Below are 16,177 nucleotides of genomic sequence, written 5' to 3' on the forward strand. Positions count from 1 at the left end.
CGATGACCCGCCTGATGAGGTGACCGGCTCGTGAGAATCCCCCTGTCCTGGCTCACCGCCTTCCTGGGCCGCGAGTTGTCCGCGCGCACGGTCGACGACCTGCTCGGCGAAGCCGGCGTGACCGTCACCGCCGTCGAACCGCTGGGCCGGCTGCACCCCCGGGTGGTGGCGGCCCGGGTGCTGGCGGACCCCGGCGGCTCGGGCCGCCGCCTCACGGTGGCGCTGCCCGAGCCGCAGGTCGTCGAGGTGCCGGCCGCCCTGGCCCGACTACCCGCGCCCGGTTCCGTGGTGGCGGTGGCACTGGCCGGCGCCCGGCTGCTCGCCATCGAGGACGGCGGCGCACCGGACGTGCTGCACGGCGTGCGCAAGGTGGCCGCCGCGCGGCGCGGCGCGCCCGGCGGGCGGCTCTGCACCCGGGCCGACCTCGGGTTGGACGGCGCCGACGAGCCGTGCCCGCTGCCGGCCGACGCGGTGCTGGGCGAGGCGGTCCAACTGCTGCTGCCGGTCGGGGCAGCGGCAGCAGCGGAGGAGATCCTGCACGTCAAGGTGCCCGCCGAGCTGAGCCACTGCCGCGGGCTGTGGGGCCTGGCGGTCGAGATCGCGGCCCGGGCGGGCTTCGAGCCGCCGGGCACCCTCGCGCCCCGCCGGTCCGAGGGCCGGCTGCTGCCGCTGACCGTGCCGCTGGCGGTCACCGAACCGGGTCTGCAGGCGGCTGCCGCCCTGCTCAGCGGCCTGCCGGCGGACCTGCGGCTGCCCGCGTACGACGGGCGGCTGGCGCTGGCCGGGATCGCACCCGACGAGCCGGCCGGTACCGGCGAACCGTCCGACGCCGCCGGACCGGTCACCGGGTCCGGACCGGCCGCCGGGCCCGCCGGGTCCGCCGAGTCCGCCGGGCTGCGCAGTGCGCTGCGGATCGCGCAGTACGAGTACGGCGTCCAGCTGCGCGCGTACCCGGTGGCCGCCGGGGCCGCGCCGCCCGAGGTGACCGTGGGCGGGCCGGCCGAGGGCGCGGCGGTCCCGCTGCCCGGAGAGCTGCCGGTGCCGTGGCCCGAGGCGCTGGGCGTGCGGCTCGAGCGGCACCTCGACCAGGACCGCCGCCGGCCCGCCGAGCGGGCTCCGGCGCCGACCCTGCTGGTCGTCGCCGTCGGCCCGGCCGGCCTGGCGCTCGGCGGGGCCGCGCCGGCCGCGCTCGCGGTGGCGCGGGTCGCGGCGCTGCTGTGCGCGGCCGCGCCGCAGGTCGGCCGGTCGGCGGTGGCCCTGGCCGAGGGGCCCGCCATCGCCCGCCGGGAGATCCCGCTGGACGTCGAGGAGGTGGCCCGGCTGCTCGGCACGTCGCTGAGTCGTGCCGCGTGCCGGTCGCTGCTGGCGCGGATCGGCGCCCAGGCCCGGGAGAGCGGCGAGCAGGGGCTGCTGGTCGCGGTGCCGCCGTTTCGTCCTGATCTGTCCGGCCCCGCAGAACTGGCCACCGAGCTGGCCCGGCTGCACGGGTACCGCGCGCTGCCGGCCACCGTGCCCAGCGACCCGGTGGCCCCGCGCCGCGACCGTGGCCGGCTGCGCCGGGAGGCCGCCCGGGACGCGGTGGCCCGCCAGGGCTACCGCGAAGTGGTCTGCCCGGCGGTGCGGGACGGCACCGTGCCCGAGGAGCTGCGCTCGGACGCGCCGCACTGGTACGGGCAGTTGCTGCCGGTGCTCGGCCCGGGGCAGCCGAGCGGCGCCCCGCGCGCCGCGCTGGAGGTCCGCCGCAGCCTGCTGCCCGGGCTGCTCGCCGCCGCCACCGCGAATCTGCGCCTGGCCCGCCGCTGCGCGCTCTTCGAGGCCGGCACGGTGGTACTGCCCGAGCGCGGCGAGGAGCCGGAGGCGGGTCGGCTCGCGGTGCTGCTCGGCCGGGTCGACGGGCCGGCGGGCGAGCGGGCGGAGTCGAACCAGCAGGCGGTCCGCGAGGTCGCCGGCGCGCTGCGGGCGGCGGTGCTGGCGGCCGGGGCCGCCGGGTTCACGCTGGTCGCCGCGGACTTCGCCGGCTTCCAGCCCGGCAGCGGCGCGCTGGTGCTGGCCGACGGCGCCGAGGTGGGTCGGCTCGGGGTGCTGCACCCGCGGCTCGCCAGGGCCGCGGCCGCCGCCGGGCAGTCCTTCGCGATCGCCGAGCTCGACCTGGACGCGCTGCTCGCCGCACCCGAGCGGCCGCCGCTGGTCACCGCGCCGCCGCGGTTTCCCGCCGTCGAGCACGACCTGACCTTCCTGCTGCCCGGCGGCCTCGCGGTGGCCCAGGTGCTGGCGGCCGTCCGGGCGGCGACCGCGCCGCTGCTGCGCGACCTGGAGGTGCGCAGCGTCTACCGGGGACCGCAGCTGCCCGCCGGGCTCCGGGCCCTGACCGTGCGGCTGAGCCTGGGCACCGAACGCCACACCCCGCTGCGGCCCGAGGTGGACGAGGCCTGCGCCCGGGCGACCGGCGCGGCGACCGCGCTGGGGGCGCTGCGGCGGGCGGCCGAGGACGGCGGACCGGTGGCCCCCGGGAACGGCTGAGCCGGGCCCTCGCGACGACGATCGCCCGACCGGTGGTCCAGACCGGCCGGGCGATCGCGCTGTTCCGGACCGGTCGGCAAGCGTTGCTCGAGTGCGCTATGACCGTTTTGAGCGTGAAATCCGATTTGCTGCCCTGTGCTTTTCGGGTCTGTCATCCTCTCCCTGCCACCTGCCGGTGGATTTCACCTGGGGTACTGCCTAGATTCCTTTTCAAGGCCGCTCCACCGAAAACCACAGGGCCGGCCCAGCCACAGATACCCCTTTTCATCCAGCAGCGTAGGGACCCCACATGTTTACGAAGGCGATTTTCTCTGCGGTCGCGGTTGCGGGCCTGGTTCTGGGTGCCGCGACGACCATTGCGGCACAGCCCGCGGCGCACCACATCAGTGCCGCGGCCGTTAATCCGCCGCTGGGCGGGGACACCAGCTGGGGCGATTCGATCCTGTCGCCGGCGAGGTCCGAGTGATTCGACCCGGGTCCCCCAGAACCGAATCAGAATTCCTGAGCCAAGAGGAGACCTGGCGAACGTGAATACCGACTGGGATGCGCTGACCTACGGCACGCGCTGGAGCGGGATCTACGACGGCCTGCCCTGGCCGGCACCGGACGACGCCGTCGACTTCCTGCACAAGCTGGCCGGCGACGGCCCGGCCCTGGAACTGGCCATCGGCACCGGCCGGCTCGCCATCCCGCTGGCGGAGCGGGGCGTCGAGATCCACGGCCTGGACAGCTCCCAGGACATGATCGACAAGATGCGGCAGAAGCAGGGCGGCGCCGACATCCAGGTCACCCTGGCGGACATCTCGTCCTTCGAGGCGCAGCCGGACTACTCGCTCGCCTTCCTGGTGCTCAACACCATCTACGCCCTGCAGACCCAGGAGCAGCAGGTCTCCTGCTTCCGCAGCGCGGCGGCGGCGCTGCGGCCGGGCGGCTACTTCGTGGTCGAGGCGTTCATGCCCGACCCGACCCGGTTCCAGCGCAACTCCCGGGCCCATGTCCTGGACATCGGCCTGGACCACGTGCTGATCGAGGCCGACAAGCACGACCCGTCGACCCAGCAGATCCTCGAGCAGCACATCCACCTGAAGAACGGCGGCGTCGAGCTCTTCCCGGCGTTCCTGCGGTACGTCTGGCCCTCCGAGATGGACCTGATGGCCCAGCTCGCCGGCCTGCGCAAGGTCGACCGCTTCGGCAGCTGGACGCGTGACCCGTTCACCGCCCAGTCCGGCCTGCACGTCTCGGTCTACCAGCGCCCCGAGCAGTGAGCGGTTCCGCTCCGGTCACCCACCCCGGCCGGCCGCTCGGCGCCGGTCGGCCCGGGGGCGACCGGACCGGAACCCCCATGGTGGCGGCGGCCGTTCGCCGCCGGATCCTGCGCTTCGCCATCGACCAGCCGGTCCATCTGGGCCCCTCGCTCTCGGTGGCCGACATCCTGGTCACCGTCTGCGAGGCGATGGGGCCGGCCCCCCGCTCGCCGGCCGATCCCGGCCGGGACCGGCTGATCCTCAGCAAGGGCCACGCGGTCTGGGCCCTGTACGCCGTGCTGGCCGAACGGGGCGTGCTCGACCTCGAGGGCCACCGCGGGCCGCTGCCCGGACATCCGCACGAGGAGACCGACGGCGTCGAGGTGTCCACCGGCTCGCTCGGCCACGGACTCTCCGTGGCCGCCGGCCTGGCCGAGGCCGGCCGACTGGACGGACACCAAGGCATCGTCCATGTGGTGCTGGGCGACGGGGAGTTGAACGAAGGCTCGGTCTGGGAGGCCGTGATGTTCGCGGCCCATCGGCGACTGGGCCGGCTGGTCGCCCTGGTGGACGCCAACGGCATGCAGCAGGAGGGCCGGACGGCCGACGTGCTGGATCTGTCGCCGCTGGCCGACAAGTGGCGGGCCTTCGGCTGGCACACGGCCGAGGTGGACGGCCACGACCACCAGGCCCTGGCGCGGGCCCTGGCCGACGCGAGGGCGCAGCAGCACCGGCCCTCGGTGATTCTCTGCCACACGATCAAGGGAAAGGGTGTGCCGTTCATGGAACACCGTGCCGAATGGCATGTCGGCCGGCTCTCCACCGAGCAGTTGACCGAGGCGCTGGCCGCCGTCGGCGCCGCTGCCGACAACGGTGTCGAGGACTGACATGGTCCCGCTCACCGACACCGCACCGGCGGCCGGACCCGACAGCCGCACCCCCGAGTTCCGCGCGATGCGTCCCGCCTGTGCCGAGGTGCTGGCCGAACTCGGCGACCGCTTCGACGACTTGGTGGTCCTCGCGGCGGACGGCCACGCGCTGGCCATGCGGTTCCTGCGCGCCCACCCCGAGCGGTTCATCGACGTGGGCATCGCCGAGGCCAACCTGGTCGGGGTGGCCGCCGGGATCGCCCGTTCCGGACGGCGCGTGGTGGTCGGCACGATGGCCCCCTTCCTGGTGCGGCGCGCCGCCGAGCAGATCCGGCTCGACGTCTGCCAACCGGGCCTGGACGTGACCCTGGTGGGGATCGGCGGCGGCCTCGGGTACGGAACGCTCGGCGCCACCCACCATGTGACCGAGGATCTGGCCGCGCTGGCCGCGATGCCCGGCACCCGGGTGTTCTGCCCGGTGGACGTGCACGATGCCGCCTGGGCGCTGCGCGAGGCGGTGGCCTGGCCGGGCCCGGCGTACGTCCGACTGGGCGCGCGCGAGGACGAGGTCGTCTTCACCGGCGACGAGGAGTTCTCCGCCACCCGGCCGCGCGAGTTCGGCGAGCCGGGCGGCGCGCTGGTGGTGGCGACCGGGGCGACCGTGCCGCAGGCGCTGCGTGCGGCCGAGCAGGTGCGCGCCACCGGGCTGCCGGTCCAGGTCCTGGCCCTGACCTGCGTGGCGCCCTTCCCGAGCGCGGCGGTCGCCGCCGCGGCCCGCACCGCCCGGGTGGTGGTCACCGTGGAGGAGCACCTCGCGGCCGGCGGCCTGGCCAGTGGCACGGCACTCGCGCTGGCCGGCCGGTGGCACGGCCGGTTCGTCCCGCTGGCGGTGGACGGGCGCCGGGCCCCGGTGGCCGACCGCGGCGACCTCTTCCGCTTCTACGGCATCGACTCCCACACCATCTCGCGCGCCCTGACCGAGCCCGCTTTCGAACCTGGAGTGACTGCATGCGCTTCGTCCTAGGCGCCCAGAGCTGCGGCTTTGGGCCGATCTCCAAACTCACCGCGATCTCGCGCCTGCTCTCGGAGCACCAGCGGACGTTCCTCGGGACGACCGTCGCGGCGGACTTCGCCCGGCGCAACGCGGACGCGTTCGACGAGATCATCGAGATCCCGGAGAGCGCCGAGATCGGCGACGGTCCGCTGCTGGGCGGCTTCGAACCGCTGCTCGCCGAGAGCGACTGCGTGGTCTCGGTGATGGGCGCGGAGCTGGTCTTCCGGGCCGTGGTGGCCAGGCGCCCGGTGCTGATGGTGGACAGTCTCTTCGGCTTCTGGAAGGTGCCGCACCCGGCCCGGGTCGCCGAGCTGTGCGCCACCGCCCCGCGCGACTCCTACGCGGCGCTGGACGCCCACTTCGCCGGCCTCTCCCCGCACGAGCGGATCTACGCCGCGCATCTGCTGGCCGACGCCTCGGTGGTGCAGAACTTCCCCGGCGTGCCGGCCCGGGTGGCCGAGATCAGCCGGCTCGGCGTGCGCCGGATGAGCCTGAGCGGCGCGATCATCGACGAGGGCACGCTGCACGGCGTGGTGAAGGGCAAGCCGTCCCGCTACGACCTGGTGATCAACCTGGGCGGCTTCAAGAACTTCCTGCTGGACTACGACCACCACAACGACTACCTGCGGCTGTTCGTCCGCTGGGTGCCCGATCTGCTGGCCGACTGGCCGCAGTTCGAGCGGGTGGCGGTCTGCGGCGGCGCCTTCGGGGCGGGCCGCGAGCACCAGGTGGAGGTGGCCGGGCGCCGGGCCGAGTTCCAGTGCATGCCGCAGCCGGAGTTCCTGCAGGAGGTCTCCGGGACCCGCCACTACATGCTGACGCCTGGTCTGACGGCCATTCACGAGTCGCTCCAGCTGGGCCAGTTGCCGATGGCGCTGCCTGAACAGCACTACGGCCACATCGTCAACCTGGAGCAGCTGAACGGAACCCTGTTCAACCGGCTGGGCGCCCGCTTCTCCGGCCTGATCGAGGACTACCGCGTCCCGGCCGACGACTTCGAGGGCACCGCCGCGATCGTCGACCAGGTCGGCACCGTGCTGGACTCCGAGCAGGGCTACGCGCGCTTCCGGGCCGGCATGAACGAGCGGATCGAGCAGTACCTCGCGGTGGGACCGGCCGAACGCCAGGACGGCGTGGCCGAGTTGCGCGCACTGCTGCACGGCCCGTCGTTCGGCACCCTGGTGACCGAGACCTTCGACTCGCTGCGCTCCGAGCGGCTGATCGGCGAACCGCGATGACCACGATCGACCGCGACACCGAGAGCGGAGCGGGGGCCGACCAGCAGGAGCTGATGGCCTCGGTGACCGCCGCGCTGGCCGCCGTCCACCTGGAGCTGGACGGCGTGCCCGCGCAGCGGCTGGAGTTCCGCTCCTGGGTGCCGCGCAGCGCCCGCAAGTCCTGCCAGCGGCTCTTCGTCGGCTCCTCGGTGGACGGCGTGCCCCGGTACGTCGCCAAGATCCCGCTCGATCCGGCCGACCGGATGGTGGCCGGCGAGTGGCGGATCCTCAGCGCCCTCGGCGCGCAGCGCGAGCCGGTCGTCCCGCTCCCGCGACCGATCCGGACCTGCCACGACGGCTTCGTCATGAGCTACGTCCCGGCCCGGGACCTGCCCACCGCGATGGCCGCCGCCGGCCCGGCCGGCTGGGCCCGACTGCTGCTGGACGCCGTCGAGTTGGCGGCCCGGCTGCATCTGAGCGGCCCCGGCTGCCCGGGGGTGACCCCGCGGTCGGTGGTGGCGGCCTTCCTGCCGGACCTCCCGGAGCCGGACGGCGTCCTGGCGGGCGCGCTGGAGCGGGCCCTGGTCGGACCGGTGCACGGGGACTTCGGCCCGTGGAACCTCCAGGTGGACCAGGACGGCCGGCTGGCGGCCATCGACTGGGAGGACTACCAGGACGCCGGCCTGCCGGCGCTGGACGTGCTCAACGTGATCATCACCGCCGCCCTGGCCGCCTTCCCCGAGTACCCGGAGCACGGCTTCGACTGGCTCTTCGACCAGGTCTTCCACCGGGAGAACGCGTTCCGGGCGGCGGCCACCTCGGCGCTGCGCCGCTACGCGCGGCTCACCGGGCAGCGGGTGGACGACATCGTCCAACTGCTCCCGCTCTTCTGCCGGTGGATGATCCACCGCATCGAGAAGCAGCACCGGCCGACCGGCCATCTTTTCTACGGCCCCTTCGCGGCCCGTTTCCAGCAGGAGCGCACGGTGTGGCACGGAGGCGACGATGACTGACTGGGTGGTGCCGCCGATCGGGACCGAGCCGCTCGACGCGATCGTGATCGGGGCCGGCCCGGCGGGCCTGTTCTCCGCCTGGCGGCTGGCGGTCGGCGGGGCCAAGGTGGCGCTGCTGGAGGCCGGCGGGACGATGCGCGACAGCCTCTGCCCCCGGGTGAGCGCCCGGATGAACGGTCGCACCGTCCGCTCGGCGGAGAAGTTCCGGCTCCAGTGCAACCGCTGCACCTGCCTGACCGGGCTCGGCGGCGCCGCGTTCCACTTCGACATCAACCTCGGCTATGTGCAGGGGCTGTCCCGCTCCAAGATCGAGCGGGACGGGCAGGGCGGCTTCCGCACCTACAGCGGCCTGGAGCGCGCCCTGGGCGACTTCGACCGGGCGGCCCGCTCGGTCGAGGAGGTCTACGCCTCGATGTACCGCCTCGGGCTGCCCCCGGCGCAGACCGAGCGCCCGGCCGCCGGTCCGCTGGCCGGCGCCGGCGGCTTCGCGCTGGTCGACGACGCGGTGTCGCAGGCGATCACCGTGGACGAGGCCCTCACCGTGGTCGACGCGCTGACCAACGAGGCCTGCGCGAACGGCCTGCGGCTGCTGCTCGGCTGCCGGGCCGGGCGGGTCTCGCGGGAGAGCGACGGGCTGTGGCGGGTCGAGGTGCCGGCCGAGTTCGGCGGGGTGCTGCGCGCCCGCGCCGTGGTGGTCGCGGTCGGCAAGCTGGGCCTCGGCTGGGTCCGTTCGCTGCTCGCCGACGCCGAGGTCGCGCACCGCGCGCCGCTGCGGGTCGACCTGGGCGTGCGACTGGAGGCGCCCCGGGACACCGCGGCTCCGCTGACCGCCTCGTGCCACAACCCCAAGCTCGCCTACCTCAACGAACAGGGCGAGTCGGTCCGGACGTTCTGCGTCTGCGAGGGCGGCCGACTGATGCAGTACGCCTTCATGGACGCCGTGGTGCTGGACGGTCAGCACTGCCTCACCACGCCCACCGAGCGGACCAACTTCGGGATCATCACCACCGTCGACGTGCCGGCCGGCCTGGACGGAACGGAGTACGCGCTGGGCTTCGCCCGCCGGATCACCGCGCTCGGCGGCGGTCGGCCGGTGGTCCAGCGGGTGGCCGAACTGCTCGGGCGCGATGGCGGCGGCAGCGCGCGGACCAGCCTGGTGCACGCGGCCTGGGTGGACCTGCGCGAGGCGCTCGGCCCGCGCCGGGTGGCCGACATCGCCGGCATGGTGGAGCGCCTCGAAGAGCTGGCCCCGGGGATCGGCGGGCCGGAATCCGTGGTGGCGGCGCCGGTGGTGGAGCGCGTCTACCCCGCGATCGAGCTGTCCGACGGCATGGAGTCCAGCGCCCCGGGCCTGTTCTTCGTGGGCGACTGCTCCTCGAAGATCATCGGCGTCACCTACGGGGCCGCCACCGGGCTGGCCGCCGCCCAGACCATCCTGCACGGCTGACGAACCCTCGCCGCCGAACCCCTCCAAGCCACGGCACACCAAGGAAGGCTCCCATGCTCGAACTGCCCACTCGTGGAGCGGCGGTCCGCGGTCCCGTCGAAAGCCGGGCGTGGGCGCCGGAGCCGTACGCGCGGCTGCTCGCCGCCCACCGCGGCGTGCCGGCCGGCCGGCTGACGGCCGCCCTGCTGCTGGTGCTCGCCGAGCGGTACGGCTCGCCCTACCGGCTCCTCGCGGCGGACGGGGGCGAGGCGGCCGGCGGGAGCGAGGCGGCCGGCGGCTACGGATCACTCGACGCGGCGCGGCGGGCGCTGGCGGCCACCGAGGGACGGCTCTCCTGGACCGCCCTGCTGGAGATCCTCGCCGTTCCCGCAGCGGCAGCCCCGGCCCCCTCGGCCTGCGACGCCCCGCTGCTGGTCGTCGGCCCCGCCGGCGCGGACCCGACCCGCGGCGACCTGAGCCTGCTGACGGCCGCCGACGCGGGCGTGCGGATCCACTGGCACCCCGAGGCGTACCCGGCCGGCACCATCGAGCTGATCACCCGCCACCTGGAGCGGATCACCGCCCAGGTGGCGGCCGAGCCGCACCGCCTGCTGGCCGAGCTGGACCTGCTCACCCCCGAGGAGGCGGCGCTGAACGGCGCCGACCCCGCCGTGCTGCCCCAGTACCCGCACACCACGCTGCACGAGCTGTTCGCCGAGCAGGCCGCCCGCACCCCGCAGGCGACGGCACTTCGGTTCCGTGAAGCCGAACTGACGTACCGTCAGCTCGACGAGGCGGCGAACCGCTGGGCGCACCGGCTGCTGGCGGCCGGTGTCGGCACCGGGCAGGCGGTGGCCGTCTCCGGCGAGCGGAGCCTGGGCCTGTTCACCGCGCTGCTGGCGGTGTTGAAGGCGGGCGGCGCGATCCTGTACCTCGACCCGGCACTGCCGGTGGCCCGGCTGGCGCAGTTCGTCGCCAGCGGCGCCCCGGTCGCCCTGCTGCGCGGTCCCGGCGGCTCGCCGCTGGACCCGGGGCTGCCGGTGCTGGACTTCCCGGCCGTCCCCGATCCGCTGGAGCCCGGCCCGAGCACCGCCCCGCAGACCGGGGCCGGTCCGCGGACCCCGGCCTACCTGCTCTTCACCTCCGGCTCCACGGGCGTGCCGAAGGGCGTGGTCCGGCCGCACCGGATGCACACCTCGCGGATCTTCCTCGAGCAGGGCATGTACCGACTCACCGCCGAGGACCGCCATCTGCTCAAGTCGCCGATCAGCTTCCGGGAGTTCCTCTGGCCGCTGGCGACCGGCGGCACCGCGGTCGTGGCCGAGCCCGGCGGCGAGCGCGACGACCAGTACCTGGTCGAGCTGATCCGCCGGGAGTCGATCTCGGTGGTGAGCTTCGTGCCCTCGATGCTGCGGCTGCTGGTCGCGCACCCGGGGTTCGGCGAGCTGAACCGGCTGCGGCACGTCTTCGTCGGCGGCGAGGCGCTGCCGTCCGACCTGGAGGAGCAGGTCCGTTCGTACGGACTCGAACTGCACAACACCTACACCCTCACCGAGGCGGACTACGTCACCCACCGGCGCGGACCGCTCGACGGGCCGGCCGGCAGCCACTCGGTCATCGGCCGCCCGCTGGACATGCGGGTCTACCTCTGCGACCGCCAGGGCCAGCGGGTGCCGCCCGGGATCGTGGGCGAGATCCTGACCGGCGGCCCCGGGCTCGCCAGCGGCTACGCCGGCGACCCCGAGCGCACCGCGGAGCGGTTCCGGGCCAACCCGTTCGGGGACCCGCAGGCCCCGGTCCTGTTCCGCACCGGCGACCTCGCCGTGCACCGCCCGGACGGCCAGTTGGAGTACCGCGGCCGGGCCGACCAGCAGGTCAAGGTGCGCGGCCAGCGGGTCGAACCGCAGGAGGTCGAGCACCTGCTGCGGGAGCACCCGGCGGTCCGGGACGCGGCGGTGGTCGGCTATCCCGACCCGCAGCAGGGGGCCGTGCTGGTCGCCTTCGTGGTCGCCCACGACCCGGGCGTGACCGACCACGAGCTGCGCCGCTCGCTGGCCGAGCGGCTGCCGGACTTCATGGTCCCCCGGCACTTCGCCCAACTGCCCCGGCTGCCCCAGCTGCTGAGCGGCAAGGTGGACCGGCAGGCGCTGCGCCCGGCCCGCCGCCCCCGGCCGCGCGGCACCGGCGCCCTGGTCGCCCCCGGCACCCCGACCGAACGGCTGCTGGTCGAGCTGTGGCAGCGGGTGCTGGACGCCGAGGAGGTCGGCATCGACGACGAGTACACCGCGCTCGGCGGCGACTCGCTGCGGGTGCTGGTGCTGCGCGCCGCGATCCGCGACGAGACCGGTGTCGCCCTCGAACTCGCCGAGCTGCTGCGCCGGCCCACCGTGCGCGGCCAGGCCGCGCTGATCGACGGCACCGGCCCGGCAGCGGCCACGGCTGCCACCACCGGCAGCGCCGCCGGCACCGGCACCCGGCGCCCCGACCCGGCCAGGTCGGCCGCCGAACGCGACCGCCGCGCCGCCCTGCGCGGCGCCGCCCGAGACCAGGAGGTGTCCCGATGACCGCCATCGCCGTGATCGGCCTGGCCGGACGGTTCCCCGACTCCCCCACCGTGGAGCGGTACTGGGCCAACCTGCTGGCCGGCCGCGACTGCATCACCCGGGCGTCGGCCGAGGAACTGCACGGCCTGGTCCCCGAAGGGCAGTTGGGCGATCCCCGCTGGGTCGGAGCGTCCGGCCGGATCGAGGGGGTCTTCGACTTCGACCCCGGCTTCTTCGGCATGGCGATCTCCGACGCGCGGATCACCGATCCGCAGCACCGGCTGCTGCTGCGGACGGCCTGCGAGGCGCTGGAGGACGCCTGCGTGGTGCCGGGCGCCGACGACGCCCGGATCGGCGTCTTCGCCGGCGTCGGCAACAACCGGCACGAGGCGCTGGTCCGCGCGGCGCTGGCGGCCCGTGGCGAGGAGCCGGACGAACTGGCCCTGGAGATCGGCCACGCCAAGGACCACGCCAGTACCAAGCTCGCCTACCGCCTGGGTCTGACCGGCCCCAGCATGGCCGTTCAATCTGCCTGCTCCACCGGCCTGCTGGCGATCCATCAGGCCTGCCAGAGCCTGGCCGCCTACGAGTCCGACGTGGCCCTGGCCGCCGCCGCCGCGATCCGGGTGCCCGAGCAGTACGGCTACGTCTACCTGCCCGGCTCGATCGGCTCGGCCGACGGCAGCTGCCGGCCCTTCTCCTCCCGGGCCAGCGGGGCGGTCGCGGGCGACGGGGTGGCGGCCGTGGTCCTCAAGCGGCTGGTGGACGCCGAGGCCGACGGCGACCGCATCCTCGCCGTGGTGCGCGGCTCGGCGGTCAACAACGACGGCGCGAAGGCGGGTTACGGCGCGGTCAGCGCCGCCGCGCAGGAGCGGGTGATCCGCGACGCGCTGCTGCTGGCCGAGGTGGAGCCGGCGACGGTGGGCTCGATCGAGGCGCACGGTTCGGGCACCGCGCTCGGCGACGCGGTCGAGTGGAGCGCGCTGTCCGCGGTCTACGGCAAGAGCTCCGGGCCCGGTCCCTGGGTCGGCTCGGTCAAGTCGGCGGTCGGGCACCTGCGCGAGGCGGCCGGGCTGGCCGGCTTCATCCGCGCCGTGCTGAGCGTGCGCGACGGCGTCGTCCCGCCGATCCTCAACCTGGGCCTGCCCGCCGACTACGTCTCCCGCGACCACGGCGCACTTCGGCTGCCCCGCGCGGTGCAGACCTGGACGTCCCGGGATCCGCGCCGCGCCGCGATCAGCTCCTTCGGACTGGGCGGCACCAACGCCCACCTGATCGTCGAGCAGCCGCCCGCCCGACCCGAACCGACCGCTGCGGCCCCCGCCGCCGAGGGCCGCGCCGAGGTCCTGCTGGTCTCCGCCGGTTCGGCCGCCGGGCTGGCGGGCACCACGGCGGCCTGGCGCGAAGCGCTGCTGACCGACGGCGCCGAGCCGGCCGCGTTCGCCGACGTGTCCCAGTCCGGCCGCCGGCACCGCACCCACCGCAGGTTCGCGGTCGGCAGCGAACCCGCCTCGCTGGCCGAGCAGTTGGCCACCGACAGCGAGGCGGTGAGCACCCTGGCCGGCCGGCGGGACCTGGCCTTCGTCTTCCCCGGCGTGGGCGACCAGTACTCCGCCATGGCGGCCGGACTGCACGGCCGGCTGCCCGGCTTCGACCGCAGGCTGACCGACTACCTGCGGCAGTGTGGCGAGTTGGCCGGCCGGGACCTGCTGAAGGACCTCTACCCGGACGGTGTGCGGCAGCGGCCCGCAGCCACCGAGGCGACCTTCGACCTGCGCCGGCTCGCCGGGCGCAGCACCCAGGACGGCTCGGCCCTTTTCGACCCGGTCGGCTCGCACGCCGTGCTGTTCAGCCTGCAGTTGGCGCTCGCCCAGTCCCTGGCGGACCTCGGGCTGACCCCGGCGGCGGTCACCGGGCACAGCCTGGGCGAGCTGGTCGCGGCGAGCGTGGCGGGCGTCTTCCGCCTCGACGACGCGTTGCAGCTGGTCGTGCGACGGGCCCAACTGGTGGCCCAGCAGCCCGAGTCGGCGATGCTCGCGGTGAGCCTGCCGGCCGACCGGGCGCTCGAGCTCACCGGCCCCGAGGTCTGGCTGGCCGCGGTGAACTCGCCGCGCGGCTGCGTGCTCGGCGGCACCCCGGCGGGCCTGCTCGCGGTGCAGGAGCAGCTCAGCCGTCGCGAGGAGCCGGGCCGGCTGCTGCCGGTCAGGCACGCCTTCCACACCCCGCTGCTGCGGGCGGCCGGCGAGCAGCTGGCCGAACTCCTCTGCGGCTACCGGCTGTCCCGTCCGGCCGTCCCGATGGTCGCCAACCTGACCGGCCAGTGGGCCGACGAGGAGTTCACCGACCCCGGCTACTGGAGCCGCCAGCTCACCGCCCCGGTCCTGTTCGGGCAGGCGCTGGTCACCACGGCCGAGCGCTGCCGCCTGCTGCTGGAGATCGGTCCCGGCCAACTGCGCACGCTGGCAGCGCAGTCGGGAGCCGCGCTGGGCGGCGCGACGGTGCTGGCCACGATGCGCCGCGAGTACCAGCGGGAAGCCGACGACGCGGTGCTCGGCCGGGCGCTGGGCGGCCTCTGGCAGGCGGGCGTCGAGATCGACTGGCCGCGACTGCGCGGTGGCGCGCCGGCCCGCCGGGCCGGGCTGCCGCCCACCGCGCTGGACCTGCGTCCACTGCGGATCGCGGATCGGCTGCCCGACCTGACGGAGCCCCGGACCGGCGCGGCGGCGATTCCCACCGCCACCGGCCCGTCGCAGTCGTCGCCGGTCCGCCCGGCTCCCGCGACCACGACCGCGACCGCGACCGCGCCGATCGGCGCCGGGTCCACCGTCGAGCCCCCCGCTGCCGGTGTGCTCCCGCTGCTGGCCGAGCTGTGGTCCTCGATCCTGGGCGCCCCCGACCCGCGGCCCGCCGACGACTTCTTCGAACTCGGCGGCGACTCGCTGATGAGCTACCGCGTGATCGTCGGCCTGGAGCGGCTGCTGGGCGCCCATGTGCCCGCCCGAGTGGTCTTCCAGGAGTCGACGCTGGGCGGCATGGCAGCGCGGATCGAGCACTGGCGGTCCGAACGGCACCGGCAGACCGACAGCGGAGGAGAACAGAAGTGAACCAGCTCACCCTTGGCATCGTCGGAGCCGGCGTGATCGGCTCCAGCCTGGCCCAGGCCGTGCTCGACAGCGGCCTGGACGTGGTCCTGCACGACAACGACCCGCAGGCGCTGGCCAACGCCGAGCAGCGGATGGCGACCGAGCGACGGATGGCCCGGCTGGGCGGTCGGCGACCCGCCGCCGAAGGCACCCTCACGCTCGCCACCGAGCTGAGCGCGCTGGCCGCCGCCGACCTGGTGGTGGAGAACATCGTCGAGGACGAGGCCGCCAAGACCGAGGTGCACCGCCGCCTGGACCAGGTGCTGGCGCCGCGCACGGTGGTCGCGGTCAACACCTCGGCGGTCCCGGTCACCAGCCTCGCGCTGGCCACCGACCACCCGGACCGGGTGCTGGGCGCGCACTTCATGAACCCCGTCGGGCTGACCACGATGGTGGAGGCCGTCCGGACCCCGCACACCGCCCCCTGGGCGGTCGAGGCCCTGCGCGACCTGCTGGCCCGGATGGGCAAGAGCACGGTCGTGGTGGACGACGCACCGGGCTTCGTGATCAACCGCTGCCTGATGATCTTCGTGAACGAGGCCGCCGCCCTGCTGGACGACGGCGTGGCGAGCCCGCTGGAGGTCGACCGCCTCTTCCAGGGCTGCCTGGGACACCGCAGCGGCCCGCTGCGCACGGCCGACCTGATCGGCGTCGACACGGTGGTGCGCACCCTGGAGGTGCTCGCCCGGCAGTTCGGCGCCGAGGGCGCCCGCCGCCCCGAGGGTCCGCAGCGCCCCGAGCGCTTCGAGCCCTGCGCACGGCTGCGGCGGATGGTCGCGGACGGCCACCTCGGCCGCAAGTCAGGACATGGATTCTTCACCTACCCGGAGCTGCAGACGATATGACGACCCATGCGAGCATTGCCGCTGACCACGTCACCACCGACTCGGCCGCCCCCGCCGACCAGGACGAGCTCATCCGGCGCGAGACCACCCGCTTCCTCCAGCGCTACATCGACGAGGCCGAACTGCGCTCGGGCGACCGGCTGATCACCGGCGGCCTGCTCGACTCGCTGGCCACCGTGGCCCTGGTGGCCTTCGTGGAGCGCCAGTTCGCGGTCACGGTACTGGACGAGGACCTCGACCTGACGAACTTCGACAGCATCACCGCGATCGCCGGCTTCGTACGCCGCAAGCAGGACCGGTGAG

Annotated in this window: 12 protein-coding genes; all 12 read left to right on the plus strand. The window is 74.9% G+C overall.

What is annotated here, in order from left to right; genetic code table 11:
* Positions 1 to 30: 30 nt before the first annotated feature.
* Positions 31 to 2,520 (plus strand): hypothetical protein, encoded by a 2,490-nt coding sequence (locus OG403_RS11820; protein WP_329563883.1) that lies wholly within the window; start codon positions 31 to 33, stop codon positions 2,518 to 2,520.
* A 289-nt stretch (positions 2,521 to 2,809) separates the two neighbouring features.
* Positions 2,810 to 2,986: a hypothetical protein gene (locus tag OG403_RS11825; protein WP_329563885.1), complete on the plus strand. Its 177-nt coding sequence runs from the start codon at positions 2,810 to 2,812 to the stop codon at positions 2,984 to 2,986.
* Positions 2,987 to 3,047: 61 nt separating this feature from the next.
* On the plus strand, positions 3,048 to 3,785 hold the full coding sequence (locus OG403_RS11830; protein ID WP_329563886.1) for a class I SAM-dependent DNA methyltransferase: 738 nt from the start codon (positions 3,048 to 3,050) through the stop codon (positions 3,783 to 3,785).
* Positions 3,782 to 4,651, plus strand: a complete 870-nt coding sequence (locus OG403_RS11835; RefSeq protein WP_329563888.1) for a transketolase — start codon at positions 3,782 to 3,784, stop codon at positions 4,649 to 4,651. Before OG403_RS11830 ends, OG403_RS11835 begins: the two co-directional genes overlap by 4 nt.
* 1 nt (position 4,652) lies before the next feature.
* On the plus strand, positions 4,653 to 5,657 hold the full coding sequence (locus OG403_RS11840; protein WP_329563889.1) for a transketolase family protein: 1,005 nt from the start codon (positions 4,653 to 4,655) through the stop codon (positions 5,655 to 5,657).
* Positions 5,642 to 6,925 (plus strand): hypothetical protein, encoded by a 1,284-nt coding sequence (locus tag OG403_RS11845; protein WP_329563891.1) that lies wholly within the window; start codon positions 5,642 to 5,644, stop codon positions 6,923 to 6,925. The genes OG403_RS11840 and OG403_RS11845 overlap by 16 nt, the downstream gene beginning before the upstream one ends.
* The gene (locus OG403_RS11850) at positions 6,922 to 7,917 is read left to right on the plus strand and encodes a phosphotransferase (protein ID WP_329563892.1); all 996 of its coding nucleotides are present in this window, start codon (positions 6,922 to 6,924) and stop codon (positions 7,915 to 7,917) included. Before OG403_RS11845 ends, OG403_RS11850 begins: the two co-directional genes overlap by 4 nt.
* Positions 7,910 to 9,364, plus strand: coding sequence for an FAD-binding protein (locus OG403_RS11855; protein WP_329563893.1), 1,455 nt, complete (start codon positions 7,910 to 7,912; stop codon positions 9,362 to 9,364). The genes OG403_RS11850 and OG403_RS11855 overlap by 8 nt, the downstream gene beginning before the upstream one ends.
* A gap of 53 nt (positions 9,365 to 9,417) precedes the next feature.
* Positions 9,418 to 11,907, plus strand: a complete 2,490-nt coding sequence (locus tag OG403_RS11860; RefSeq protein ID WP_329563895.1) for a non-ribosomal peptide synthetase — start codon at positions 9,418 to 9,420, stop codon at positions 11,905 to 11,907.
* Complete coding sequence (locus tag OG403_RS11865) at positions 11,904 to 14,990, plus strand: type I polyketide synthase (RefSeq protein WP_329563897.1); 3,087 nt, start codon at positions 11,904 to 11,906, stop codon at positions 14,988 to 14,990. Before OG403_RS11860 ends, OG403_RS11865 begins: the two co-directional genes overlap by 4 nt.
* On the plus strand, positions 14,987 to 15,874 hold the full coding sequence (locus tag OG403_RS11870) for a 3-hydroxyacyl-CoA dehydrogenase family protein (protein WP_329563899.1): 888 nt from the start codon (positions 14,987 to 14,989) through the stop codon (positions 15,872 to 15,874). Before OG403_RS11865 ends, OG403_RS11870 begins: the two co-directional genes overlap by 4 nt.
* Positions 15,871 to 16,176, plus strand: a complete 306-nt coding sequence (locus OG403_RS11875) for an acyl carrier protein (RefSeq protein ID WP_329563900.1) — start codon at positions 15,871 to 15,873, stop codon at positions 16,174 to 16,176. Before OG403_RS11870 ends, OG403_RS11875 begins: the two co-directional genes overlap by 4 nt.
* The last annotated feature ends 1 nt before the right edge of the window (position 16,177 follow it).

This window comes from Kitasatospora sp. NBC_01266 (assembly GCF_036242395.1).
Lineage (GTDB): Bacteria > Actinomycetota > Actinomycetes > Streptomycetales > Streptomycetaceae > Kitasatospora.

Excerpts from the sequence above, each read along its gene's own strand:
- OG403_RS11855 (WP_329563893.1), top strand. The coding sequence starts at position 7,910 with ATGACTGACTGGGTGGTGCCGCCGATCGGGACCGAGCCGCTCGACGCG.
- OG403_RS11840 (WP_329563889.1), top strand. The coding sequence starts at position 4,653 with ATGGTCCCGCTCACCGACACCGCACCGGCGGCCGGACCCGACAGCCGC.
- OG403_RS11850 (WP_329563892.1), top strand. The coding sequence starts at position 6,922 with ATGACCACGATCGACCGCGACACCGAGAGCGGAGCGGGGGCCGACCAG.
- OG403_RS11825 (WP_329563885.1), top strand. The coding sequence starts at position 2,810 with ATGTTTACGAAGGCGATTTTCTCTGCGGTCGCGGTTGCGGGCCTGGTT.
- OG403_RS11865 (WP_329563897.1), top strand. The coding sequence starts at position 11,904 with ATGACCGCCATCGCCGTGATCGGCCTGGCCGGACGGTTCCCCGACTCC.
- OG403_RS11845 (WP_329563891.1), top strand. The coding sequence starts at position 5,642 with ATGCGCTTCGTCCTAGGCGCCCAGAGCTGCGGCTTTGGGCCGATCTCC.
- OG403_RS11875 (WP_329563900.1), top strand. The coding sequence starts at position 15,871 with ATGACGACCCATGCGAGCATTGCCGCTGACCACGTCACCACCGACTCG.
- OG403_RS11860 (WP_329563895.1), top strand. The coding sequence starts at position 9,418 with ATGCTCGAACTGCCCACTCGTGGAGCGGCGGTCCGCGGTCCCGTCGAA.